Source organism: Chromobacterium amazonense (assembly GCF_001855565.1).
In the GTDB taxonomy this organism is placed as follows: domain Bacteria; phylum Pseudomonadota; class Gammaproteobacteria; order Burkholderiales; family Chromobacteriaceae; genus Chromobacterium; species Chromobacterium amazonense.
Genome location: NZ_MKCR01000027.1, coordinates 282,793 through 307,627, shown reverse-complemented (window position 1 = coordinate 307,627; position 24,835 = coordinate 282,793). Strand labels below are relative to the sequence as shown.

Here is a 24,835-nt window from a genome sequence, read left to right as displayed (position 1 = left end):
TGGGGGACTGGCGATGAGTCTGGCGGCCGCGCACGCGCTGGCCGGACCGGCCATCACCGCGATAGACGCGGGAAAAATAGACGGCAACCTGCAAACGGTGCAGATCTCCTTTGATGGTCCGGCGGTCAAGCCGAACAGCTTCTCCATGTCCAATCCGCCGCGCATCGCGCTGGATTTTGCCGATACCGCCGTCAAACTGGCCACCCCAACCATCAATGTGGACGGCCCATTGCTGAAATCCGCCGTCGCGGTGGAGGCCACCGGCCGTTCCCGCTTGATCCTGAATCTGGGCCGCCTCGCCGCCTACCGCAGCCAAATCCAGGGCAACAAGCTGCTGCTGACGCTGGATGGCTCGATGTCGCCCAGCCAGGGTGCTACGCCAAGCGAGCAAAGCGCGCCCTTGAGCGCGGCGCAACAAGCATCCGACCAGTTGGCCGCCGCCGGCAAGCCGGCCGGTCTGGATTTTCGCCGCGGCAAAAACGGCGAGGGCCGGGTCGAGCTGACGCTGCCCAACGCCAATACGCCGGTGGATATCCGCCGCGACGGCAAGAACCTGGCAGTGGACATCATAGGCGCGACGCTGCCGCGCCAGCAGGTCCGCCGGCTGGACGTCACCGACTTCGGCACCCCGGTGGCCAAAGTGGACGCCAGCAACCTCGGCAGCAACACCCGCATCCTGATCCAGCCGCAGGGCGACTGGGACTACTCTTCGTACCAGACCGACGGCAAGCTGGTGGTGGAGGTGCGTCGTCCGGCTGCCGATCAAGTGGTCGCCGACGGCGGCAAGCAACTGTACAAGGGCGACAAGCTGTCGCTGAACTTCCAGAACATCGAAGTGCGCACCGTGCTGCAGGTGATCGCCGAATTCACCGGCCTCAACATCGTCACCAGCGACTCGGTGACCGGCAACATCACGCTGCGCCTGAAAGATGTGCCGTGGGACCAGGCGCTGGACCTGATCCTGCAGACCAAGGGCCTGGATCAGCGCCGCAACGGCAACATCATCCAGATCGCTCCGCGCGACGAGCTGCTGGCCCGCGACAAGCAGCTGCAGGAAGCGCGTCAGCAACTGGCCACGCTGGAGCCCCTGCGCTCCGAAACCTTCGTGCTGCGCTACCGCTCGGCCGACGACTTCAAGAAAGTGCTGGATGGAGACAATACCTCCGGCAAGAAGCAAAGCCTGCTGTCCGAGCGCGGCAGCGTGCTGATCGACTCCAAAACCAATACCCTGATCGTCAACGACATCGGCTCGGTCATCGACAAGATCCGCGACATCATCGGCAAGACCGACATCCCGGTGAAGCAGGTGCTGATCGAGGCGCGCATCGTCGAGGCCACCGACAACTGGGAGCGCGACCTGGGCGTGCGGCTGGCCTATGAGCGCATAGGCAGCGACGGCCTGATCAGCGGCAGCGGCCTGGATAATGCGATTACCAACGCCAACGGCCGCATTCCGCCGGTGCAGGGCGCCACCCAGACGCCTTACGCGGTGAAACCCGGCGTCAACCTGCCGATCGCCAACCCGGCGGGTTCGCTGACCGCGCTGTACAGCGTCGGCAAGTCCGGCATCATCGGCCTGGAGCTGCAGGCGCTGCAGGCCGAGGATAAGGGCCGGGTGATCTCCAGCCCGCGCGTGATGACGGCGGACCGTCAAGAAGCCACCGTCGAGCAAGGCCAGGAAATCCCCTATCAGGAGTCCAGTTCCAGCGGCGCCACCTCCACAGCTTTCAAAAAGGCCGTGCTCAGCCTGAAAGTCATGCCCCAGATCACGCCGGACAACCGCGTGCTGATGGAAATCACCGTCAACAAGGACTCGGCCAACTTCCAGCAAACGGTCAACGGCACGCCGTCGCTGAACACCGAAAAAATCGTCACCCAGGTGCTGGTCGACAACGGCGGCACCGTAGTGATCGGCGGCATCTACCAGCAGCAGCTGAACGACGTGGTCAACAAGGTGCCGCTGCTTGGCGACATCCCCCTCCTCGGCGCCTTGTTCCGCAACACCCAGAAGATAGACAAGCGCAGCGAGCTGTTGATCTTCATCACACCCAAGGTGATCAACGACTTGATCACCGCCAACAACTGAGACCATCCAAACCGCCCCGCCGGCTACGAGACAGAGCCGGCGGCTATCGGCTACAATGCCTGCCATGGAGAAACTGGCAGGCAATTTTTTTCTGGTTGGCCTGATGGGCGCGGGCAAGACCACCGTGGGCCGCGCCTTGGCGCGCCGCACCGGCAAGACGTTCTACGACTCCGACCAGGAGATCGAAGCGCGCACCGGCGTGCGCGTGGCCACCATCTTCGACATCGAAGGCGAACAGCGCTTCCGCAATCGAGAATCCTGCGTGATCCGCGATCTGGCCCAGCAACGCGACATTGTGCTGGCCACCGGCGGCGGCGCCGTGCTGCGCGAGGAAAACCGTCGGGTGCTGGCCTCCCATGGCACCGTGATCTACCTGCGCGCCACCATCGACGACCTGCTGTTGCGCACCCAGCACGACAAGAACCGCCCGCTGCTGCAAATCGCCGATCCGCGCGGCAAGCTGGAAAGCCTGTTCAACGAGCGCGATCCGCTATACCGCGAGATTGCCGACATCGTGGTCGACACCACGCAACAAAACGTCAACCTGCTGGTCAGCCATCTGATCGAACAGCTGTACGCCTACCAACATCCCCGACAAGGAAGCTCTGAGTGATCACCCTCGACCTGATCCTGCCCGATACCCGATATCCGATACACATTGGCCACGGACTGCTGGAACAGGTCGATCTCTTGCTTCCTCATCTGCCCATCCCCAAAGCGGCCATCGTCAGCAACGAAACCGTCGCCCCGCTCTACCTCGACCGCCTGCAAGCGGCGCTGGAGGCGCGCGGCGTGAGCTGTCTGAGCGTGGTGCTGCCCGACGGCGAGGCGCATAAGGACTGGCGGACGCTTAACCGCATCTTCGACGCCTTGCTGTCCGGCAACGCCGAACGCAAGACCACGCTGATCGCCTTGGGCGGCGGCGTGATCGGAGACATGACCGGCTTTGCCGCCGCCTGCTACCAGCGCGGCGCGCCCTTCATCCAGATTCCCACCACCCTGCTGGCCCAGGTGGACTCGTCGGTCGGCGGCAAGACCGCGATCAACCATCCGCAGGGCAAGAACATGATAGGCGCCTTCTACCAGCCGCAGGCGGTGATCGCCGACATGGACCTGCTGGCCACGCTGCCGGACCGCGAGTTGTCGGCCGGCCTGGCCGAAGTCATCAAATACGGCCTGTTGGGAGACGCCGACTTCCTGGCCTGGCTGGAAGCCAATATGCCGGCGCTGCGCGCCCGAGACGGCGCCGCGCTGCAGTACGCGGTGAAGCGCAGCTGCGAGATGAAGGCCGCCATCGTCGGCGAGGACGAGAAAGAAAACGGCGTGCGCGCGCTGCTGAACCTGGGTCACACCTTCGGCCACGCCATTGAGGCCGGACTGGGTTACGGCGCCTGGCTGCACGGCGAGGCCGTCGCCGCCGGCATGGTGCTGGCCGCCGCGGCCTCGGCCCAGCTGGGCTGGATCGCTCCGGAAGACGTCGAACGCGTGCGCCGGCTGGTGGCAGCGGCCGGCTTGCCGACACAGGCCCCCAAGATGCCGCTGGAGCAGTGGCTGCAGTTGATGGCGCACGACAAAAAAGTGGAATCCGGCACCATACGCTTCATCTTATTGCGCAAACTGGGCCAGGCTGTGATACAACCGGGTCTGGATGCCTCATTGCTCGATCGCGTCCTGCGGGCAAACAGCTGATTTCCCAGGCTGTGCGGGCGGCTACGGAATTATACGGATTGCGCGCCGCCCTCCTCATCAGAATAATCAACAGACTACATAAGATGTTGTACCACGAGGGGGAGAAACAAAATGGATGTCTTTTCGGCATTGGCCTGCAGCTTGGCCCTGATGCTCGCCTACTATACGCTGCGCCATTTCTGGCGCCGCCTTCGTTACGTCAAGCCCGCGCATCGCGGCATTGATCCAATAGGGGAAGCCGAAGTCTATCTGGCCTATGGCCGCACCCGTGAAGCCGTGCGCGTGCTCAAGGATTCGCTGCGCGACGATCCCAACAATCTCCACGCCAAGGTGACCCTGCTGCGCGCCTACTCCAGCGCCCGCGACAGCGAAGCCTACGTGATGCTGGCGCGCGACGTGCAGGCGCAGGTGCAAGGCCAGCCGGTGTGGCGCACCATCCAGGAAAACGGCCGCGAACTGGCGCCGCAGGAACCGTTGTTCGCCAAGATGTAAGCTTGGCAGCTTGGCAAGCCAAAGGGCCGCATCTGCGGCCCTTTGTCATTTCACGCGCTTCTCACGCTACTCCGGCTGCGGCTCACTGAACTGCAGGCTGTACAGCTTGGCATACAAACCGCCCTTGGCCAGCAGCTCCTCATGCCGGCCCTGCTCGGCCAGCCGGCCTTGATGCATCACGACGATGCGATCCGCGTTCTCAATGGTGGACAGCCGGTGGGCGATGACGATGGTAGTGCGGTTCTGCATCAGATTTTCCAAGGCCGCCTGCACCAGCCGTTCCGACTGGGTATCCAAGGCCGAAGTCGCCTCGTCCAGGATCAACAGCGGCGCATTCTTCAGCAAGGCGCGGGCAATCGCCAGCCGCTGGCGCTGGCCGCCTGACAGACGCGTGCCATTCTCGCCGATGATGGTATCCAGGCCCTCCGGCAAGGCTTCGATGAACTCCAGCGCATTGGCGGCGCGCGCGGCCTCGATGATAGCTTCGCGCGAAGCATTCTCTTTGCCGTATGCGATATTGGCCGCCACGGTATCGTTGAACAGCTCGACCTGCTGGCTGACCAGGGCAATATGCTCGCGCAGCTGCGGCAACGGTATGTCGGTCAGCGCCACCCCATCCAGCAGCAAGCGGCCGGCAGACGGCTCATAGAAACGCGGCACCAGGCTAGCCAGCGTGGTTTTGCCGCTGCCGGACGCTCCGACCAGCGCCACTGTTTCGCCCGGCTGAATCGCCAGGTCGATGCTATATAGCGCCGGACTATCGGCATTGGCGTAAGTGAAATTAACTGCATCGAAACTCAGCTGGCCGCGAATCACAGGCAAGGCATGCGAGCCGTGATCCGGCTCGCCCGGTTCATCGATGAAGGCGAACACCGATTCCGCCGCCGCCAGGCCGCGCTGCAGCGCCTGCGCTACGCTGGAAATCCGCTTGACCGGGGCGAACAGGCCCAGCATGGCCGTCAGGAACACCATGAAATCCCCAGCCGTCAGGGCGCCATGTTGTGCCCGCAGTCCGGCAAAGTACAAGATCGCCGCCAAGGCGCAGGCGATCATCAACTGGGTAACGCCGGTATTCGCGGCGCTGGCCGCGGTTTGCTTGATCTGATTGCGCCGCACCGAGGCCGCCGTATGGTCGAAGCGCGCCATCTCGCGCTGCTCGCCGCCATACACCTTGATGGCGCGCTGGCACTGGATGCTCTCCGCCAACACCTGGGTCATCTGCGCCATATGCTGTTGGTTCTGGCGCGCCAAGCCGCGCAAGCGCTGCCCCACCAGCTTCATGCAATAGGTTACCGCCGGCAGCACCACCAGGCAGATCAGCGTCAGTTGCCAGTCCGTCGTCAGCATCAAGCCCAGCATGGCCAGCGCGGTCACGCCATCGCGCACCGTGACGGTAATCACGTTGAAACCGGCCTCGGTCACCTGATTGACGTCGTTGGTGATGCGAGACATCAAGCGGCCGGTCTGGTTTTCGTCATAGTAATGCGCCGGCAAGCGCACCAGCTTGGCGAACATCTGCTGCCGCAAGGTTTGCACCAGATGGCCGGTCAGCCAACTGGCCGTGTACTCATTGACGAAGCCGGCTACGCCGCGTAACAGGTAGATGCCGATAATCGCCAGCGGCACCCACATGATCACATGCGGATCCTTGTTGACGAAGCCGCCATCGATCAGCGGCTTGAGCAGCTTGGCGACAGCAGGCTCGGTCAGCGCCGCCACCGTCATCGACAACATCGACAGCAGCAGGATTTTCCAATAGCCCAGCAGATAACCCAACAGTCGGCGGTAAATGGCCCAACTGTCCTTGAAACCATGTTTCGTCATGTCTGTCCTTGCGGCGGAGACGCCAGCCCCGCCAATTCCAATATGCTTCGCAAATTATGCTCCGGCGCGAAGCGGGCGCGCACATCGGCTCGGCCGGCTTGCGCCATCCGCCGCATCCGCTCCGGATCGCTCAAGGCCTGATCCAGCGCGCGCGCCCAGGCATCGATATCGCCCGGCGCCGCCAGCAAGCCCGTCTCGCCATCCTGCACCGTTTCCGGGATGCCGCCGGTTCGGCTGACGACCACCGGCACGCCCAGACCCAGAGCCTCGATTTGAGACATGCCCAAGGGTTCGTAACTGGACGGCATCACCACCAGATCGGCGCGCGCCAGCAAAGCCGCAACCGGGCTGACCATGCCCGCCAGCAAGACCCTGGACTGCAGACCCAGCCGCTCGATTTCCGCTACGATGCGCTCGCGCTCCCCGCCCTCGCCAGCGATCACATAACGCACATTGGGCCAGCGCTCGCGCAAGGCATGTAAAGCGGCAAGCAGGGTCATATGCCCCTTCTCACCGCGCAGCATGGCCGCATGCGCCAGCACCGGCCCATCGCCGGCTGCCAGCCAAGCCTCCACCGCTTTCGGCAAAGGCTTGGCCATGTTTGCATCCAGCTCGGCGAAGTCGATGCCGGGGTAGACGACATGAAGCTTTCCAGGATGGATAGCCGGATTCTGCAACATGGACTGGCGCAAGCAGTCGCTTGGCAACATCGTCGCATCCACCATCCGGTTATAGGTCCAAGCCGAGGGGGGGCCGGACAGATAGGTTTTCGAGCGCAACAAAAAGGGCCGCTTGCACAACATTCTAGCCGCCACCGCTAGGTTATTGCTGTCGTGGCCACTATGGCAGATTGCCAAAACGGGGCGATTGACACGCATCCAACGCCATAACGCCGCTATCGTTGGCAGGTGGGCGCTATTGCGAAATTTCAACGGCAATAGCGACAAACCCTTGCGTCTAGCCACCGATTCCACATTGGAACCTTGGCGACAAGCCAGGATCGTGCGATAGCCGATCTTCTCCAGGCAAGCCATCTGCTGCATCAACTGCAGTTCCTGACCGCCGACATTGGGAGAAGACTCGGTGAATAAAATATATTCCGGCATGCAAATGTCCGTTAATTTTCCGGCGGACACAATTCAGCCCATGGTTTGCCTTCTGCCAGCGCAGCCGCAATGTGCTGGCAGAGTTCGAACTGCGATTCGAATCCGTTGTTGTAGCTGATGCTGCCGATGTGGTACCAGCAATCGTCCACGACCTGAATGCGGAACGGATGGCCGCTGACCGGGTCGGTCACCTCACGTATCCTATGCCTAGCCATGCGCAAACGGTCCGCATCCAACTCTCTATAAACAGGGCGCCAGTTACGCCCGCCGGTATCCAGCCCGTTGGCAAAGTCGTACAGGAAATTCAGCTTGCGCCGCTCGACAAAATCGAAGCGGAATGCGCAATACCCTGCCCATAGATGCCAGCCCCAATCGCTGTGGTTGGGCAGCCCGTATACCGGCTGATCCACCAGCTCCACCAGCCGCTTGTTCGGCGCGACAGGAATCATGTCGTGATCGATGAAGGCAAAACTGGTCGGTTGCGCCGGACGCACGATATTGTGATAGACCCAGCTCATCGCAAAGCCATGGGAACGATTGACATGCCTCGTGGGATTGGCCGGAAGCGCTAGATATGGCACCTGCCTAGCCTGACAAAGCGCCGCTATCTGGCGCCGCATCTCAGGCCGGCGGGAATTATCAAATACCACCAGGTAACTATCTGGTATATTTTCCCGCGCCAACTCCAGCTGCCAGTTCAGCGCCCAAGGCTGCTCAAACGCGACAACCAACCCAAGATGGCCGCCATGCTGCCGCAAATGATCAATCAGGACTTCCTGCCCCTCGGCCCGCTTGGAAAGATACAGGGCTTGCCAGGCATCATTCCGCCATTGCTTAAGCGCATCTTGGCATGGAGCAAGCTTCAGCCAATCATTCCAAGCATATTTCCCTAGCTCACGCATCAGGCAGCCCCTCTCCCCACTTCGTTGTATCCATGTAGCCAGCCAAACCCGTCGAGCCGCCTGTTTTCAGCAAAGGGCCAATGATCTCAGCAATAACCATCAGCAGCAAGCCTCCTCATGACTTCCTCTATGTCGTATATAATCAGCGGAAAATGCCGCATGGCCAACACCTACCGTTCGCCGGAAACTCCGCCGCACACAGAACGAAAACCCACCATTGTATGCCCCAAACCGAAGCCCCTGACCGCATTCTGCTGATCAAGCTCCGCCATCATGGCGATATCCTATTGACCACTCCGGTGGCGAGAACCCTCAAGTCGCGATACCCGCGCTGCGAAATCGACATGCTGGTTTATCAGGAAACGCTGCCACTTCTCCTGAATAATCCAGACATCTCCCAGGTCTGGACGCTGGACCGCAAGCTGCATGGTTGGCGCAAGGTCCTCGCCCAATTGGCTTTGCTGCGCGAGCTAAGGAAAAGACGCTATCGAATCGTGCTGCATCTGAGCGACCAGATGCAGGGCGCTTTCTTTGCCAAACTGCTGGCCAGGGAACAAGCGATAGGCTTTGACTACCCCAAGCGGCGGAAAAGCCCTTGGAGACGGTTTTTTACCGCCTTGGCCCCCCTAGCCCCAAGCAATACCCTCCACACTGTGAGCCAAAATCTGCTGGCGCTGCAACCGCTCGGCATCACCCCAACAGAAAACGAGCGACGCTGCGTCCTGCCGGTGCCAGAACCGTCGCTCAATGAAGTGCGCGCCCTGCTTCGCGAGCGCGGGGTCACAGGAAACTATCTGGTCATCCATCCAGCATCGCGCTGGTTTTTCAAATGCTGGGAAGACGATCGATTTGCCCAATTGGCAAACACCCTGGCGGATGATGGCTGGCACATTGTCCTTACCACTGCCCCCGATCAGAATGAAATGGATATGGCCGCCTCCATCATGGCCTTGACCCATTCGGATCGAATCATCTCGCTCGCCGGCATGCTCAGTCTGAATCAGTTGGCCGCCGTGATCGATGGCGCCAGGCTATTCATTGGGGTGGATTCCGTACCGATGCACATGGCCGCGGCGCTGAATAAGGACACCGTTGCGCTGTTCGGCCCTAGCAAAATCCAGGAGTGGCACCCCTGGATGACTCGCTATCGCCTGATCAGCGCGGCCGACTATGGCGAGTTGATTGAGCCCGACCAAGTCGATACCGCCACACGCCAACGCTATCTGGCGAATATCCCGCTGGCGCCAGTCCTGGATGCTTGCAGAGCATTGCTCGCAGAAACCAGGCAGGAATGAAGCATGAAAAAAACCATCTTGTTCATCATCGATGGCCTGCCCGGAGGCGGAGCCGAACGCGTAGTCATTACCTTGGCCGGCGCCATGGCGGCGCGCGGCCACGATGTCACCATCGCCTCGCTGCAAGCGCAATGCGACTATGCCATTCCCGCAGGGGTCCGCTACTTGCTTGTAGAGGATGGTTATACCGGCCCACTACGGCGACAAACGGAAATCCGCCGCCGCGCCAGACAGCTCGACACTGCGCTCAGCAAACACTTCTCAGACAGACACGTCGATTTGGCCATTTCCAACTTGCCGAAAACCGACAGAATCGTCGCGGCCACCCCGTATTTGCAACAGGCTTGGCTATGCCTGCACTGCGCGATTCAAGCCGGGCAATTGGCGGAGCGATCTGGCTTGCGGCGCTGGCTGAAAAAGCGACAGCTGATCCGCACCTACTCCGGGCGCAAGCTGATCACGGTCTGCCAAGCGTTACAGCAGGACGTGCTGGCCTGCGGCATCCAGCCCCAACGCATGGAAGCCATTTACAATCCTTTCGACCTGGACCGGATTCACCAATATGCCAGCGCCCCTTGCCCACTAGATGGCGAACGTTTTCTGCTTCACGTTGGGCGCTTCAATCATCAGAAAAGACATGATCGTCTGCTGGAGGCCTTCAAACTCAGCGCATACGCCGGAAAATTGGTTTTGCTGGGACAGGGCGGCCAGAGGGAACTGCTGGAGATACAAAGTCAAGCAGAAGCGCTAGGGATTGCGCATCAGCTCCATATCGCCGGCTTCAGCGACAATCCCTATTCTTATATGCGCGCCGCCCAGGCACTGGTGCTGAGCTCCGACTTCGAAGGCTTTGGCAATGTGCTGGTAGAAGCCCTCGCCTGCAACACTCCCGTCATCAGCACCGACTGCCCGGTAGGCCCCGCGGAAATCCTGACTGGCGCGCTGGCTCAGGGACTCAGCGCATTGGACAGTCAATCGTTGGCCAATGCGATCCAGCGCGTGTTAAACAATCCGACGCTGACCGAAGACAGCCTGCTTGAGCCATTCTCATTAAATGGCGTGGTCGACCGCTATTTAAGCTTGTGCGGCCAATGAGATTGGCTGTTTTTCGGCACATCGACCGTATTTGACCAATAAAGACCCAAGGCGGCGAACATCATGCTGAACATGACGATCTGCGGACTCAGCAGCATGACGTCGCTCAAGCCGAACAAAAACCAGAAGCCGATATAAAGCAGCATGAAGCGGCCGGCGAATCCGCCGCGCCGATATCCAAACCAGGCCCATCCCATCAATACCGCCAGCCAGGATAGCGCGCCAGGGACGCCTTGCAAAGACAGGATTTCCAGCCATTCATGGTGAAGATGAACACTCCGCATCTCTAGAACCGCCGGGTTCAGGCTGCCCTCTTTCACCAGTTTATTGAATAACTGATCGCGAGACTCGATGCTCTGCCCCCATGGATGGGCCGACGCCGCGCGCCAGCCGCCATCCCATAGTGAAAAGCGAATGCCTAGAGAGGTCCCGGCATTGCCTTGCTGGTATGCCTGCAGATCCGCTCTGGCTTCCTGAATCCGCCCCTCCAGCATGCCTCTGCCCAACCAGGAAACAGACAACAATACGAGCACGGCAAACGCATATACCTTCCAGCCATAGCGGCGGCCCAGGCGCCAATGGAAGAGACAGCCGACATATAGTAGATAAACCAGCATCGCGGCGCGGGTACCGGTTGCGATAATCGACAGCAACTGCAATCCGACCAGCAATAAAAGCGCCAGCCAATGCCATGATCGCATACGCAAGGGATACAGCAGCAGCAAAGCCAAAGCATGCATGGCGGCTAACAGATAGGCAAATCCCGTGGCATACAAGGTACCCAATGCGACGCGTCCTCCGTGCGCCTCATGCCAGGCTTGCAAGGTCATTCCGCACAGCAGTAAGGATATGACGACCGCCAAAGTAGGCATCAGCCACTCTGGAATCACGGCTCTTTGGTTATGGCACAGCATGAGCAGCCAGAGGGGGATCCCGCATAACCAGATCTTCACCGAATACTGATAGGAATAGGCCACCTGTTGCAAAGCGGGGTCCAGCGGTGGCGTCTGCAACGCCAGCCACAGCCCGCGCAACAACACAAAGACCAAACAGGGTGCCAGCAACAACCATGCGCAGCGATCCGGCATAACTAACGCGCGCCGAACTGCCAGCACCGGGAAAGCCAAAAACGCCAAGGCTGCAATAATGTAAAAAAGCGTCCGCCCCGATGCCGGCATCACCAACATCATGCAACAGCCCAGCATAAGGATTAACGGGATGATAGCCTGCAAACCATAGGATACATGTTTAGTCAAAGCGCGCATGGCCCCACCATCACATGCCATGATAGGCTCGGAACCACGCCACAAAACGGGCCATGCCGCTATCCAGCGAAGTGGATGGAGTAAAGCCCACCGCCTGCCGCAATCGGCTGGTCTCGGCATAAGTGATAGGCACATCTCCGTCCTGCATCGGCAAGTAAGTCTTCACGGCCTCCCGCCCGCACAAGCGCTCTGTCAGCTCAATGAAGGCCATCAGCTCAACCGGCTGATGGTTGCCAATATTGTAAATGGTATGCGGCAATTCCCCTGTCGGCACATGCTCCATGACCCGAACCACGCCTTCGACGATATCGTCGATATAGGTAAAGTCTCTTTGCATTTTCCCATGGTTAAATACCTTGATCGGCCGCCCCTGAAAAATGGCATCGGTAAACAGCCAAGGCGCCATGTCTGGTCTGCCCCATGGCCCGTAAACAGTGAAAAAACGCAGACTGGTCGTCGGCAAATCATATAAATGGGAATAGCTGGCCGCCATCAGTTCATTGGCGCGTTTGGTGGCCGCATAAAAACTGACCGGATGGTCCGCTCGTTGATCTTCGGAGAATGGCACCGACGAACCGCAGCCATACACGCTGGAGGATCCGGCAAAAACCAGATGCTTCACCGGATAATGGCGACAGGCCTCCAGCACATTGGTAAAACCTAGTAGATTACTCTCCGCGTACGCATGAGGGTTTTCCAAGGAATAGCGCACGCCGGCCTGGGCGGCCAAATGAATCACGTAGTCGAATTTCTCAGCCTGAAAAAGCTGCCGCATGGCAGGCCAGTCCGCAATATCCATCTTGTGAAAAGCGAAGCCGGGGCGGCCCTGCAAGGTTGCCAATCTGGCATTTTTGAGTTCGACTGCATAATAATCATTGAGATTGTCGATCCCAACGACCTGAACATCTGTCTGTGCCAACAATTTATCGCAAACCGCCCTGCCAATAAAGCCAGCCGCGCCCGTCACCAAAACCTTAATCATGAAAATATCCTGTAAAATCAATTCACATGCGGGAGCCTGCCGCTCCTGTCATTTTAGTCCAAGCCGAAGCAAGCCTAGCCTGACTCGTAAAAAGCGCCACTTCAACTTCCAGCTTGCATTCGATGAGCAAAGGTAGTTGGGCAAGGGAATGGATAGCAATTTATCGATAACATCAGTCCGTTCTCGTAAAAATGCCTTGCCAGCAGCATTCCGGAGAAGCTCCTTAGCAAAACCTATCCATAAATGAGCGGTTTGCATACAAGAGACTTGACCGCGAAAAGCATCCTCAATATTCAACAAGGCTTGGCAATACTCAGATTTATATCGCCATTCTGTTCCACGATCCGACAAGCTGCCCGGCCGCTTGTAATAGGCATAGAACCGAGTTTCACCCCATAAAATGCTATGCGCATCTCGAATCCAGTATGGGGTGGTGGCCATGTCTTCATAACAAGACATGGCGGCAGGAAGATGATTCAGCAGAATGCTCCTGCGCACGCATTTGCCATTGAAATGCCCCTGCAATGCCTGGTGTTCGCAAAATTTTCCGCACGCTTGGCGTAATGACAAGGGTTCCACATCCGCAGGTGCCAGTGGTTCCACTCCGTCGTAGGGAACGTAGACCTCAAGAAGCGGGGTCATGAGCAGATCTGGATCATGCTGCCTTAGTTTCTGAACCAACCAGGACAAGCCGCCTTTGAAAAAAGCGTCATCGCTATCCAAAAACGTAACAAAACTGCCGGTCGCAAGCTCCACACCCGCTCGCCTCGCCTGTCCGACATTGGCAAAATCAACCGAAAGCGTACGCAACCATGAATGGGTGGAGGAAAACGCGGACAGGATGCTTGCGGTGCCATCGGTCGACGCGTCGTCAATGGCGATGACCTCAACCTGCTCGACACCCGCCATCTCGCCAGCCAACAGAATTAGGGTCTGCTCCAAGAATGCTGCCGCGTTATGCGCAGGCATAATGACACTCAATAACATCAATTCTCCAGCTTACCGGGCAGCTTTAGCTGAAATTGACAGCAATTGTCGATAACAGTTCAGCATTTGATCAGCCATTGCTTCCAGACTCAGTCGACTCACGCTCTCTCTGGCCGCTACCGACAAATCCGGTTCGCGCTCACGGGCGCTCAGCCAAGCGCCGACAATATCAGACAAAGCGCGATGATCTAAGGCATCACACACCCAACCATTGACACCAGGCTGGATGAACTCTGCCGCCCCGCACTGCAGGGTGGTCAGAACCGGCAAACCACAGGCCAATGCCTCAACGCAGACATTAGGAAACGGGTCATACAAAGTAGGAAGAATGAACGCATCGGCCATGCCATAAAACGGCTTGACGTCTTGTTGCGGACCGGCAAAGATCACCCTGTCGGACACGCCCAGCGCCTTTGCCGTCGCCTGATAGCGAGACAGCCGCTTGTCCCCACCCACCACCATCAGCCAGGCTTGGGGATTGTCCCGTATTGCCCGCACGGCGCGCGCCACCCCTTTACGCTCAAAGCCGGACCCTACATAGACCAATAGCGGGGCATCCTCAGGGATAGACCAGCGCTCCCGCATGGTCTGACGGTACTGCGTCTTGAGATCAGGGTGATAAGTCTTTAGATCCACCCCATTGTAGATAACGGTGATTTTGCTGGCTGGCAGATCGAAATAATGCTGAATCTCCCGCTTGATCATTTCAGAGTTGCAAATAACCAGCTTGAGCCTCGGATGCGTGAACATCGCGGCCTCGGCGCGCAAGATGTAATGATGATAGGGATTGCACCACAGAGCGAGCCGCTGCCAGATGCTCATACCCTGGCGGCGCAAATGTAACCAATGGCGGTGTACACCATCACCGGCTCGATAAATATCGCAGCCGGGAATACGCTCATGCGATTGCACCAGATCGAAGCGCTCACGCTGCCAGATCCGTCTGGCATGGCGCGCGAAGCTCCAGTCGCGCCAGACATTCCCCAGATAAGTGGATTGCACCGGGTGCACCTCAATCCCGTCGACGGCTTCCCAGCCGCGAGCGATCAATGACACCTGAACCATTCCGCTATCCCGCAATGCGCCCAATGCCCTGCTGACAAAACGCTCGGCGCCTCCGGCTGGATTGTATTTCTGACGGACAATGGCAAGACGTGTCATGCTAAGCTACCCTATCACAGCAACTAAAAAGCCGGGTCATTCGCCCGGCTCTGCATTCAGCAGTTGCAACAAATCCGCTATTTTATCAGGATCTTCCGATCTGAGCATGCGCGCCGCAATCGGCGCGATTTCGTCCAGGTGGCTGGTCAGCACCTGCTGCTTCACCGACAACAGATTGGCCGGATGCATCGAGAACTTGCGCAGGCCCATGCCCAGCAGCAGCCGGGTCAGCTTGGCGTCGCCCGCCATCTCGCCGCATACCGAGACCGGCACATTGGCCTTGATGCCGCACTTGATGGTGTGCAGGATCAGCTTCAGCACGGCCGGATGCACCGGGTCGTACAGGTGGCTGACCGTGTCGTCGTTGCGGTCGATCGCCAGCGTGTACTGGATCAGGTCATTGGTGCCGATGGACAGAAAATTAACGTGCTTGGTGAAGCTGCCTGCCACCAGCGCGGCCGACGGGATCTCGATCATCGCGCCCACTTCGATGTCGTCTGCGAAGCCTATGCCCTCGTCGCGCAATTCCTCTTTGGCGTATTCGAACTGCGCCAAGGCCTGCTTCAGTTCCGGCAGGGAATTCACCATCGGAAACAGCACGCGTATCCTGCCGTGCACCGAGGCGCGCAGCAAGGCACGCAGCTGGGCGCGGAACATCAGCGGCTCGGCCAGGCATAGCCGGATGCCGGTCAGGCCCAGCGCCGGGTTGTCGGCCTGGTCGTGGGTCAGCCATTTCGGGCTCTTGTCGGCGCCCAGGTCCATGGTGCGGATGGTGACCGGCATGCCCTTCATCGCCGCCGCCACATGGCGGTAGGCTTCGAATTGCTCATCCTCGGTCGGCAGGGTGTCGCGGCCCAGGAACAGGAATTCGCTGCGGAACAGGCCGATGCCGACCGCGCCGGACTCGCGCACGTCGTCCACGTCCTGCGGCCGCTCGATATTGGCCAGCAGTTCGATCACCGCGCCGTCGCGGGTGACGGCGCTGGACTTGCGGATGGAGGACAGCTTGCGCCGCGCGCCGCGCCAGGCGCGCAAGCGGCGGCGGTATTCGGCCAGCACCAGCGCGTCCGGATTGATGATGACCACGCCTTGCAGGCCGTCGACGATGATCATCTCGTCCTGGCGGATCAGCTCGCGGCCGTGATGCAAGGCGATCACCGACGGCAGATCCAGGCTGCGACCCAGAATGGCGGTATGCGAGGTGGCGCCGCCGACATCGGTGATGAAGGCGGCGAAGTTGGAATCCTTGAAATACACCATGTCGGCCGGCGACAGGTCGTGCGCCACCAGGATGTGGTCTTCCACCAGATCCTCCGGCGCCGGCAACTGCGGCGCGTCGCCGTCCAGATTGGTGAAAATGCGCTCGACCACCTGCAGCACGTCGTTTTTGCGCTCACGCAGGTAGTCTTCCTCGATCGCGTCGAACTGCTCGATCAGATGGTCGCATTGCAGCTTCAACGCCCATTCTGCGTTGCAGCGCTGCTTCTCGATGATCTCGCGCGGCTCGCGCGAGATGGTGACATCGCCCAGCAGCATGATGTGCAGAGACAGGAAAGCGCCCAGCTCCGCCGGCGCGTTCTCCGGGATGCTGCCCCACAGCATCTCCAGCTCCTTGCGGGTGGCGCGCACCGCCTCGTCAAAACGCAGTTTTTCCGCCGGGACCTCGTCGTCCTCTAGCAGATAGTGCGCCACATCGTCCATGCTGCGCGATATCAGGTGGGCCCGGCCGATGGCGATGCCCCCGCCAATGGCCACCCCGTGCAGGATGATGCTCATTGCCCCTCCCCTGGCGGGCCGTGTTTTTGTCGCTATGCCCGCCGTGACCTCCGCCGCATATTGCGGCGACTCCCTGAAAGGCCGGGGAAAAGCCGGCCCCCGCCCGCTCGCGTCTTATTCCGCTTCGTCGAAGCGGTTGTTGATCAGCGCGATCAGCGCTTCCAGCGCCTGCTGCTCATCCTCGCCGCTGACCTCCAGCTCCACCTTCGCGCCCTTGGCCGCCGCCAGCATCATGACGCCCATGATGCTCTTGCCGTTGACGCGGCGGCTGTTGCGGGCGATGAAGATGTCGCTCTTGTAACGACTGGCCAGCTGGGTGAACTTGCTGGATGCGCGCGCGTGCAGTCCCAGCTTGTTGATGATTTCCACTTCAGATCGCAGCATTTCCTTCCCCCGGAATAATGTAAAGCACGCCTTCCAGCCCGCCCGTGATCGCCTTGCTGACGACGATCTCCAGCGGCTGGCTGCTATAGCACAACGCCCGCACCAGCATGGGCAGGTTGACGCCCGCCACCGCCTCCACGCGGCCAGGCCGGATCAGCCTGCTGGCGATATTGGAGGGCGTGCCGCCGTACATATCGGTCAGCACCACCACGCCATCGCCCTGCTCCAGCCCGTCCACCAGGCCTTGCGCCTCGCCCAGCTTGCGTTCCGGGTCTTCCGTCTTGTCCACGGTCATGACCGCCAGGTTTTCCGGCTCCCGGCCCAGAATGTGTCTGGCGCAATCCGCCAGGCACCGTCCCAGGTCTCCATGTGCAATTATCAGAACACCTACCATGCCTGAGTCTTCGAGTTGGTGCGGCCGGACCAGCCCGCCGCGTTGATGAGCAAAGCTCGAACTCGCGCGGGCCAGGCCCGCGCGTCCGCGAGATCAATCTTCCTGAATTGTAACAGCTGAATTCTCGCTGCGGCGGTACCAGGCCAGCTTGTCCGCCAATTCCACTACTTCGCCCACGATGATCAAGGCCGGAGATGCGATGCCGTGCGAGGCCATCAGACTGGGCAAAGTCGATAAAGTGCCGCACACCGTGCGTTGTCTTTCCGTGGTGGCCCATTCCACCGCCGCCGCCGGCGTCTGCGCGCCGCGGCCATGCGCGATGAAAGCCTGGCACAACTCCGCCGCCGTCGAGACCCCCATGTACACCACCACGGTCTGCTGCGGCCGGGTCAGCGCGGGCCAGTCCAGCTGTATGGTGCCGTCTTGCTTGTGCCCGGTAACGAAGGTGACAGACTGCGCGTAGTCGCGGTGCGTCAGCGGAATGCCGGCGTAAGCCGCCGCGCCGCTGGCCGAGGTGATGCCGGGCACCACTTCGAACGGAACGCCCTGTTCCGCCAGCGTAGCGATTTCCTCGCCGCCGCGGCCGAAGGTGAACGGATCGCCGCCCTTCAGCCGCAACACTCTTTTACCCTGCTTGGCCAGCATCACCATCAATTGGTTGATGTCATCCTGCGGCAGGGCATGATTGGCCCGCGCCTTGCCCACGTAGACGCGCTCGGCGTCGCGCCGCGCCAGGTTCAGCAGCTCCGGCGCCACCAGTTTGTCGTACAGCACCACGTCGGCCTGCTGCATCAGCCGCAGTGCGCGGAAGGTCAGCAGGTCCGGATTACCCGGCCCGGCCCCCACCAGATAGACCGCGCCGCCGCCCTCCGCGCCGGCCGCCAGGCGCCGCTCCATCTCCTGCCGCGCCGCCGCCTCGTCGCCATTCATCACGGTCTCGGCCAAGGGTCCTTCCAACACCGTTTCCCAGAAACGGCGGCGGGCGTCGACGTCGGGAAAACGCGCCTTGACCGCGTCGCGGAATGAAGCGCCGAAGCGCGCCAGCCGGCCGTAACCGGCAGGAATCAGACTTTCCAGCCGCGCGCGGATGGAGCGCGCCAGCACCGGCACGCTGCCGCCGCTGGCCACCGCCACCATCAGCGGCGAGCGGTCTATGATGGCCGGGCTGATATAGCGCGACGCCGCGGGATCATCCACCACATTCACCAAGATGCCGCGCGCCTCGGCGTCGGCCGCTACCTGGTGATTCACCACCCGGTCATCGGTGGCGACCACCACCAGACGCTGGCCGTCCAGCTGCTCCGCGGCATAGCGCGCCGCCAGATGCATCAGCGCCCCCTCGCTGGCCAGCTGCGCCAGCTCCGGCGCCAGCTCCGGCGCCACCACTTGCAGCCTGGCCCCAGCCGCCAGCAGCAGGCGCGCCTTGCGCAAGGCGACCTCCCCGCCGCCCACCACTAAGCAGGGCTGCTGCCGCAGTTTCAGAAAGATCGGAAAGAATTCCATTTCACGCTCCACGCCCGGTAGACTCTGCACCAAGTCCAGGCCGGTCTTTGCGCCGTATAGACGCTGCAATTGTATGCGTTCAAGCATACTGCATTTGTTGCGTAAATACGACGCTACCCAAGCGGGATGAGCGACCCGACAGGGGCAAGCGGCAGGTCGGTGTCAAAATTCACGTTTAGCTTTTCCGGATGGTTCAGTTGCAAAGCCGTTTGATTCTCTTCCTGAGCCGAGCCGGCCTGGCCTTGCCTTGGTGCGGGCCATTGCCCGCGGTGGCCGCCTCCGCCGCGCCCAGCGGCTTCGCCGGAACCGGCTGGCTGCTGGCCGCTATCGCCACCGGCTTGTGGCTGTACGGCCTGATGCGGCAGCGCCGCGCGCGCGGCACGCTGCAGGACGCCTGCCTGGGCTTGCTGGAATTCCATCTGCCGCGCCAGCATGTGCGCAGTCGGGCGCAATCGCTGCAGCGGCTGCTGGGCATGCCCGCCCATACCCGGGACATGGATTTTGGCCGTTGGCTGGGCCTGCTGCATCCGGAGGACCGCCCGCGCTTCGCCCAACTGCTGGCGACGCCGCCGCAAGCGCCGGAAGCCAATTACGAGGTGCGCATCCGCCATCACAGCGGACATTGGGAATGGCTGGAAATCACTTGGCGTCCCGGCTGGCGCGGCGGCCGCGTGCAGCGGCTGACCGCCCTGTGCCGCGTCGCGACCGCGCGCAAGCATCATGAAGCTGCGATGATGCGCCGCGAGCAGCAGTTCCGCACCCTGGTGGACAATTCCGAGGACATCGTCGCCCGCTATGATCTGGAACTGCGCTGCCTGTTCATCAACCGCAGCGTCAGCCGCTATTTCCCGCTGCCGCTGGAAGAGCACCTGGGCAAGACGCCGCGCGAAAAAGGCTGGAACGAAGACGCCAGCAGCCGCTTCGAACACGAGTGCCGCCAACTGATCAACACCTGGGAGGCCCGCAATTTCGAGCTGGAGCTGAACAACGGTCCCAACCGCCATATCTTCGAAATCCGCCTCTTTCCGGAGTTCGACAGCGCCGGCATGCTGAAAACCATCCTCTCCGTGGACCGCGAAGTCACGTCCAGCCGCCAGGGCGAAAAACTGCTGGCCGAGGAAAACGCCGTGCTGGAAATGATCGCCGGCAACCACCCCTTGCCGCAGACGCTGAACCAGATCTGCCAGATGATGGAGTCGCAGCAGCCCAATGGCATGTGCAGCATCATGTTGCTGGACGATGACGGCCAGTCGCTGCGCTTCGCCGCCGGACTCAGCCTGCCCGCCGCCTACCGCAAGCTGATAGACCGCGTCGAGATCGGCCCCAGCGTCGGCTCCTGCGGCACCTCCGCGCACTGGAAACGCACCATCGTGGTGGACGACATCTTCAACAGCCCGCTGTGGCAACACGCGCAGGACAAGGTGCGCCCATTCGACCTGCGCGCTTGCTGGTCCACGCCGATTTTCTCCAGCGACCGCCGTCTGCTCGGCACCTTCGCCACCTATTACCGCGAACCGCGCAGCCCCTCGCCGGAAGAACTGGCGCTGGCCCATCGCAGCACCCATATCATCGCCATCGCGCTGCAGCGCCATGGGCATGAGAAACAACTGTTCCGGCTGGCCACGCAGGACAGCCTGACCGAGCTGAACAACCGCCGCCAGTTCATCGAGCTGGCCGGCCGCGAGCTGGAGCGTTGCCGGCGCCACCAGGGTCCGCTGACGGTGATGATGATGGACCTCGATCATTTCAAGCAGATCAACGACCACCACGGCCACGCCGTGGGCGACGTGGTGATCCGCCACTTCGCCGACCTGTGCCGGGAAACCCTGCGCGCCAGCGACTTGTGCGGCCGGCTGGGCGGCGAGGAGTTCGCGGCGCTGCTGCCGGACACCGGCATCGACGACGCGCGGCTGGTGGCGGAACGGCTGCGCGCCGCCGTCGCGGCGGCCAGGCTGCCGGCAGACGGCGGCACGCTGTCCTTCACCGTCAGCATAGGCGTGGCGCAGCGCTTGCCGGACGAGAACGATATCGACGAAGTGCTCAGCCGCGCCGACAAACTGCTGTACCAGGCCAAGCGAGAGGGGCGCAACCGCGTCTTTGCCGACGACGCTGCGGCGACTGAGGCGGTTTCCGGCTAGAATGGCGCCCTTTGCCGCTCCCGCCTGATCCATGAACCGCTGGCATACCGACTACCTCGCCCACCCGCTCTATCGGCCGGTGCGCCGCTTCGTCCCGGCCTGGCCGACGTGGCCGCGGCAAGCCGATTTCGACGATCTGCTGGCCGCCGCGCGAGCCGGCGGCGCGCCCTTGCCCGACACGCTGCGCTTCGTCTGCGCGCTGGAGCCAGAGGCCTATTACGAAATGCATATCGGCGCCACCGGCGAGGTGCCCACCCGGCCGCAAAACTGGCATGACTGGTTCAACGCGCTGGCCTGGCTGGCCTGGCCGCGCGCCAAAACGGCGCTGAACCGCCGCCATGTGCGGGCCATCGCCCGCGGCGAGACCCGGCGCGGGCCGCTGCGCGACGCCGCCACGCTGCTGGACGAATGCGGGGTGATCGTGGCCACCGCCGATCCGGCGCTGGGCCAGGCGCTGGACGATATGCGCTGGCAGGAATTATTCATCGCGCGCCGCGCCGACTGGGGCCGCCGCATCGCGGCCTTCACGCTGGGCCACGCGGTCATGGAGATGGGATTGACGCCGCACATCGGCTGGTGCGGCAAGGCGCTGATCCTGGACGTCGCGCCGGACTTCTTCGCGCGGGACGGCGCATCCCAGCTGAGCCAGCTGGATGACCTATTGGCGGCCAGGCTGGACGACGACGCCTTCCTTCCCCGCCCGCGCGCGCTGTGCCCGCTGCCCTTGCTGGGCATACCGGGCTGGTGGCCAGACAATGAGAATCCGGCCTTCTACGACAATGCCGCTTACTTCTGCCCCACGCGGCGGGCGAAATCCGCCACCGTCTCCGCCTGAAGCCCGTCGGTCATCGGCCCCAGCAGCTCGCCCAGCGCCCGGCCCAGCGCGTCGTCGCGCTCGCTCTCGCGGCGATAGACAAACAGCTCGAACAACTCGGCCAGATGAATGGCTGACGCCCGCTTCATCAACACCCAGGCGTCGCCGCCGCCCTTCTGCACATAGCCATTTTGCGCCAGCCTATCCAGCACCAGGCCCAATTCGTCGTAACCGACCTTGATCTCGCGGCGCAATTGCGGCGGCGTCATCGCCTCGCCGCGCACTTGCGCGGCATCCAGCAGCAGCAACACCTCCACCGCGTCCAGGAAACGGCGGTGCGGCTCGTTGCGCCGCCGCCAGGCCTCGCCCTCCCAATACGACAGCGCCGAGGTGAACACCGCGCCGGCCAATACCACCAGCCACAGGCAATACACCCACAGCAGGAAAATCGGGATGCTGGCGAACGCGCCGTACACCAGCTGATAGCTGGCCACCCGGCTGATGTAAAAGCCGAAGCCGGCTTTGGTGATCTCCAGCAGCACCGACGTCGCCAACGCCCCAGCCACCGCGTGGCGGAACGGCACAAAGCGGTTGGGCACGATGCGGTACAACAGCGACAACACCAGCGCGGTCAACACAATGGTGCCGCCCACCTCCACCATATCGGCCAGCAAGGGCAGGTTCTTCTCGAAACGCGTGGCCTTGAACAGCCAGCGCCAGGACAACAAGCTGCCGCCCAACACCAGCGGCCCCAAGGTCAGCACCGTCCAGTACACCATGCTCTGCTGCAGCCAGGGCCGGCCGCGGCGCACGCCCCAGATGGCGTTGAAGGTCCGTTCGATGGTGGACATCAGCATCAGCGCGGTGACGCCCAGCATCACGATGCCGGCGGCGGTGAGTTTTTCCGCATTGTCGGCAAACTGCCGCATGTAGACGGTGATCACCTTGCCGGCGAATTCCGGCACCAGCGTAGACAGCAGCATGATCTTGAAGCGGGTGCTGTAATCGGAAAACACCGGAAACGCCGAAATCACCGTCAACGCGATGGTGAACAGCGGCACCAGCGCCAGCAGCGTAGTGAAAGTCAGACTGCCCGACACCTGCAGCACGCGCAGACAGCCCATGCGGCGGACGATGAAGCGGGCAAAGCTGAAAAAGGGTTCGAATCGTTGAGCTTGCATGGGCGCAAAGGTAATGGCAAAGCAACGATGAGGCAAGCCATGCCGCTTTGCCCTATCATGCCTCGGTTATCCGTGATTGCGAGGTTACCCCCATGCTAGACATCCTGGTCCTGTATTACAGCCAGCACGGCGCCACCCGCGAACTGGCCCGGCTGATCGCCCGCGGCGTGGACAGCGTGCCCGGCTGCCAAGCGCGGCTGCGCACCGTGCCCAAGATCTCCGCCGTCTGCGAAGCCGTAGCGCCGGGCATCCCGGAAGACGGCGCGCCCTACGTCGAGCGGCAAGACCTGCTGGATTGCGCCGGCCTGGCGCTGGGCAGCCCCACCCGCTTCGGCAATATGGCGTCGGCGATGAAATACTTCATCGACGGCACCGGCGGCGAGTGGATGCAGGGCACGCTGGCGGGCAAGCCAGCCAGCGTCTTCACCAGCTCGGCCTCCCTGCACGGCGGCCAGGAATCCACGCTGCTGACCATGATGATCCCGCTGTTGCACCACGGCATGGTGATCGCCGGACTGCCATACTCCGAAGCGGCGCTGACCGCGACGCAAACCGGCGGTACGCCGTATGGCGTCAGCCATGTGGCGGGCATGGATGACAGGCAGCCGATCAGCGAGCATGAGAAGACGCTGGCGATGGCGCAGGGGAAGCGCTTGGCGGAGTTGGCGGAGAAGCTGGCGGCGAAATAAGAGAACTAATCTTCTTAGCCCCTATAATCTGCCCCCTGCACAGCACTGACGAACGCTCAAATAAAAAGTCCACACTCGCGGGAGAGAGTGATGCCATACGACTACCCAGCAAGGTCCTTGGACATCCAAGCGCAGTTAATGATGTTTGGCCTTAGGCCCAATCATTTAATGCTAATAGGTGCTTTCATTACTGCCTACGGTCTCTTCGAGACCACACTTGAGCGCGCACTGTGGACTTTAAGCGAGAAGAGTATCGAAGGCGTTCGTCCTTTTACAGAGACCATGAATACTGAAGCTCAATTCAGGATGCTGGGTGAGGGCAACTCCAAACTAAGCGGCAAATGTAATGCGATCCTAAAGATCGCCGCTTGTGCGGCAGAGGACTTGAACGAGTACAGAAATAGCCTTGTTCATGGCTACATTCTAACCTTAGCACCCGACAGCGTACCAAGCTTCATGAAAAACCCACATTGGCACGGCGCAACTGGTCGGAAAAAGCCCGTGGGTGACGCTTACATCGACGAACCTATCCAAGATCTAGTACTGATTGCAGTCTGGAATTTATTTGCCCTCGTACGTCAAATTGAACTAGTTTTCATCGAGCCTGATGCCCAGCGAACTATAGAAGCTATGGAGAATGACGTTAACCGAGCAAAAAGCTATGCAAGCGAAGCTCGGCATCTACGTTCTCTCATGAACCATGAAAAGTATTAACGTGGTCCAAGACGGCCGATTTATGCCTGGCAAGGCGGGCGAACCACTCCCCCATCAGCGCAAGCCGGCTCCGAAGCCATTCCCAATGGTTTTAAGACGCCCTTTGTTTGAGCGGGGCGACGCTAGCGCCCCGCGAGTTGGGCGGCGCCTTGGGAATGGATTTGGAGACGGGGTTTCGCCGCGCTGTTGGGGCGGCCTGGGGTTAAAAGGGGGCTGGCCGCGCAGCCCCCTTTTTCCGTCAGCCGGGCGGAACCGGCCTCAAACATCATCCGCGAAGCGGATTCCATAGATCGATTAGGAATGTCAACTCAGGCAAGGCCTTCTGGCCTGCCCGCCCTACCTTGATTAGGCCTAGCGC

The 24,835-nt window shown here is 61.2% G+C and carries 22 protein-coding genes; 10 read left to right on the top strand and 12 right to left on the bottom strand.

What is annotated here, in order from left to right:
* Positions 1–13 precede the first annotated feature (13 nt).
* The 4 genes from BI343_RS12540 to BI343_RS12525 all read left to right on the top strand — a co-directional run bounded on the left by BI343_RS12540 (position 14) and on the right by BI343_RS12525 (position 4,267).
* A complete protein-coding gene (locus tag BI343_RS12540) occupies positions 14–2,086 on the top strand; it encodes a type IV pilus secretin PilQ (RefSeq protein WP_139165722.1) in 2,073 nt (690 codons plus the stop codon).
* Positions 2,087–2,141: 55 nt separating this feature from the next.
* Positions 2,142–2,699 carry a shikimate kinase AroK gene (gene aroK, locus BI343_RS12535; RefSeq protein ID WP_043629531.1) on the top strand — a complete coding sequence of 186 codons (558 nt, stop codon included), beginning with the start codon at positions 2,142–2,144 and terminating at the stop codon, positions 2,697–2,699.
* Positions 2,696–3,775: a 3-dehydroquinate synthase gene (gene aroB / locus BI343_RS12530; protein WP_071109922.1), complete on the top strand. Its 1,080-nt coding sequence runs from the start codon at positions 2,696–2,698 to the stop codon at positions 3,773–3,775. Before aroK ends, aroB begins: the two co-directional genes overlap by 4 nt.
* A gap of 111 nt (positions 3,776–3,886) precedes the next feature.
* Positions 3,887–4,267 (top strand): type IV pilus assembly protein FimV, encoded by a 381-nt coding sequence (locus BI343_RS12525; protein ID WP_223253378.1) that lies wholly within the window; start codon positions 3,887–3,889, stop codon positions 4,265–4,267.
* A gap of 66 nt (positions 4,268–4,333) precedes the next feature.
* On the opposite strand, the gene msbA is transcribed toward BI343_RS12525, so the two are convergent.
* From msbA to BI343_RS19710, 3 genes are read right to left on the bottom strand one after another with little or no spacing between them, the layout of a single operon-like run.
* On the bottom strand, positions 4,334–6,091 hold the full coding sequence (gene msbA / locus BI343_RS12520) for a lipid A export permease/ATP-binding protein MsbA (protein WP_071109921.1): 1,758 nt from the start codon (positions 6,089–6,091) through the stop codon (positions 4,334–4,336).
* On the bottom strand, positions 6,088–7,197 hold the full coding sequence (locus BI343_RS12515; RefSeq protein ID WP_139165721.1) for a glycosyltransferase family 4 protein: 1,110 nt from the start codon (positions 7,195–7,197) through the stop codon (positions 6,088–6,090). Before BI343_RS12515 ends, msbA begins: the two co-directional genes overlap by 4 nt.
* A gap of 11 nt (positions 7,198–7,208) precedes the next feature.
* Positions 7,209–8,099 carry a hypothetical protein gene (locus BI343_RS19710; RefSeq protein WP_139165720.1) on the bottom strand — a complete coding sequence of 297 codons (891 nt, stop codon included), beginning with the start codon at positions 8,097–8,099 and terminating at the stop codon, positions 7,209–7,211.
* A 221-nt stretch (positions 8,100–8,320) separates the two neighbouring features.
* Here BI343_RS19710 and rfaQ point away from each other — a divergent pair, with 221 nt between their 5' ends.
* Positions 8,321–9,394, top strand: coding sequence for a putative lipopolysaccharide heptosyltransferase III (rfaQ, locus tag BI343_RS12505; RefSeq protein WP_071109920.1), 1,074 nt, complete (start codon positions 8,321–8,323; stop codon positions 9,392–9,394).
* 3 nt (positions 9,395–9,397) lie between these two features.
* On the top strand, positions 9,398–10,489 hold the full coding sequence (locus tag BI343_RS12500; RefSeq protein WP_071109919.1) for a glycosyltransferase: 1,092 nt from the start codon (positions 9,398–9,400) through the stop codon (positions 10,487–10,489).
* Here BI343_RS12500 and BI343_RS12495 read toward each other — a convergent pair.
* The 8 genes from BI343_RS12495 to cysG all read right to left on the bottom strand — a co-directional run bounded on the left by BI343_RS12495 (position 10,465) and on the right by cysG (position 19,028).
* A complete protein-coding gene (locus BI343_RS12495) occupies positions 10,465–11,754 on the bottom strand; it encodes an O-antigen ligase family protein (RefSeq protein WP_071109918.1) in 1,290 nt (429 codons plus the stop codon). The two genes, BI343_RS12500 and BI343_RS12495, sit on opposite strands and share 25 nt — an antisense overlap.
* A 10-nt stretch (positions 11,755–11,764) precedes the next feature.
* Complete coding sequence (locus BI343_RS12490; protein WP_211269425.1) at positions 11,765–12,736, bottom strand: NAD-dependent epimerase; 972 nt, start codon at positions 12,734–12,736, stop codon at positions 11,765–11,767.
* Positions 12,737–12,784: 48 nt separating this feature from the next.
* Positions 12,785–13,723 carry a glycosyltransferase family 2 protein gene (locus tag BI343_RS12485; protein WP_071109917.1) on the bottom strand — a complete coding sequence of 313 codons (939 nt, stop codon included), beginning with the start codon at positions 13,721–13,723 and terminating at the stop codon, positions 12,785–12,787.
* 12 nt (positions 13,724–13,735) lie between these two features.
* Positions 13,736–14,884, bottom strand: coding sequence for a glycosyltransferase family 4 protein (locus tag BI343_RS12480; protein ID WP_071109916.1), 1,149 nt, complete (start codon positions 14,882–14,884; stop codon positions 13,736–13,738).
* A gap of 36 nt (positions 14,885–14,920) precedes the next feature.
* Positions 14,921–16,660: a phosphoenolpyruvate--protein phosphotransferase gene (gene ptsP / locus BI343_RS12475; protein ID WP_071109915.1), complete on the bottom strand. Its 1,740-nt coding sequence runs from the start codon at positions 16,658–16,660 to the stop codon at positions 14,921–14,923.
* 114 nt (positions 16,661–16,774) lie between these two features.
* A complete protein-coding gene (locus BI343_RS12470; RefSeq protein ID WP_043629502.1) occupies positions 16,775–17,044 on the bottom strand; it encodes an HPr family phosphocarrier protein in 270 nt (89 codons plus the stop codon).
* Positions 17,031–17,438 (bottom strand): PTS sugar transporter subunit IIA, encoded by a 408-nt coding sequence (locus BI343_RS12465; protein WP_043629499.1) that lies wholly within the window; start codon positions 17,436–17,438, stop codon positions 17,031–17,033. The genes BI343_RS12470 and BI343_RS12465 overlap by 14 nt, the downstream gene beginning before the upstream one ends.
* Before the next feature lie 93 nt (positions 17,439–17,531).
* Complete coding sequence (cysG, locus tag BI343_RS12460) at positions 17,532–19,028, bottom strand: siroheme synthase CysG (RefSeq protein ID WP_244886639.1); 1,497 nt, start codon at positions 19,026–19,028, stop codon at positions 17,532–17,534.
* A 110-nt stretch (positions 19,029–19,138) separates the two neighbouring features.
* Here cysG and BI343_RS12455 point away from each other — a divergent pair, with 110 nt between their 5' ends.
* Together BI343_RS12455 and BI343_RS12450 are read left to right on the top strand one after the other, a co-directional pair.
* Complete coding sequence (locus BI343_RS12455; protein WP_169829013.1) at positions 19,139–21,079, top strand: sensor domain-containing diguanylate cyclase; 1,941 nt, start codon at positions 19,139–19,141, stop codon at positions 21,077–21,079.
* Between the two features lie 31 nt (positions 21,080–21,110).
* Positions 21,111–21,914 carry a DUF3025 domain-containing protein gene (locus tag BI343_RS12450; protein WP_071109912.1) on the top strand — a complete coding sequence of 268 codons (804 nt, stop codon included), beginning with the start codon at positions 21,111–21,113 and terminating at the stop codon, positions 21,912–21,914.
* Here BI343_RS12450 and BI343_RS12445 read toward each other — a convergent pair.
* Positions 21,866–23,074, bottom strand: coding sequence for a YihY family inner membrane protein (locus tag BI343_RS12445; protein WP_043629491.1), 1,209 nt, complete (start codon positions 23,072–23,074; stop codon positions 21,866–21,868). The genes BI343_RS12450 and BI343_RS12445 overlap by 49 nt on opposite strands.
* A 92-nt stretch (positions 23,075–23,166) precedes the next feature.
* Here BI343_RS12445 and wrbA point away from each other — a divergent pair, with 92 nt between their 5' ends.
* Both wrbA and BI343_RS12435 read left to right on the top strand, forming a co-directional pair.
* Positions 23,167–23,763, top strand: coding sequence for an NAD(P)H:quinone oxidoreductase (wrbA, locus tag BI343_RS12440; RefSeq protein ID WP_071109911.1), 597 nt, complete (start codon positions 23,167–23,169; stop codon positions 23,761–23,763).
* Between the two features lie 90 nt (positions 23,764–23,853).
* Positions 23,854–24,477 (top strand): hypothetical protein, encoded by a 624-nt coding sequence (locus BI343_RS12435; RefSeq protein WP_071109910.1) that lies wholly within the window; start codon positions 23,854–23,856, stop codon positions 24,475–24,477.
* Positions 24,478–24,835: the final 358 nt, after the last annotated feature.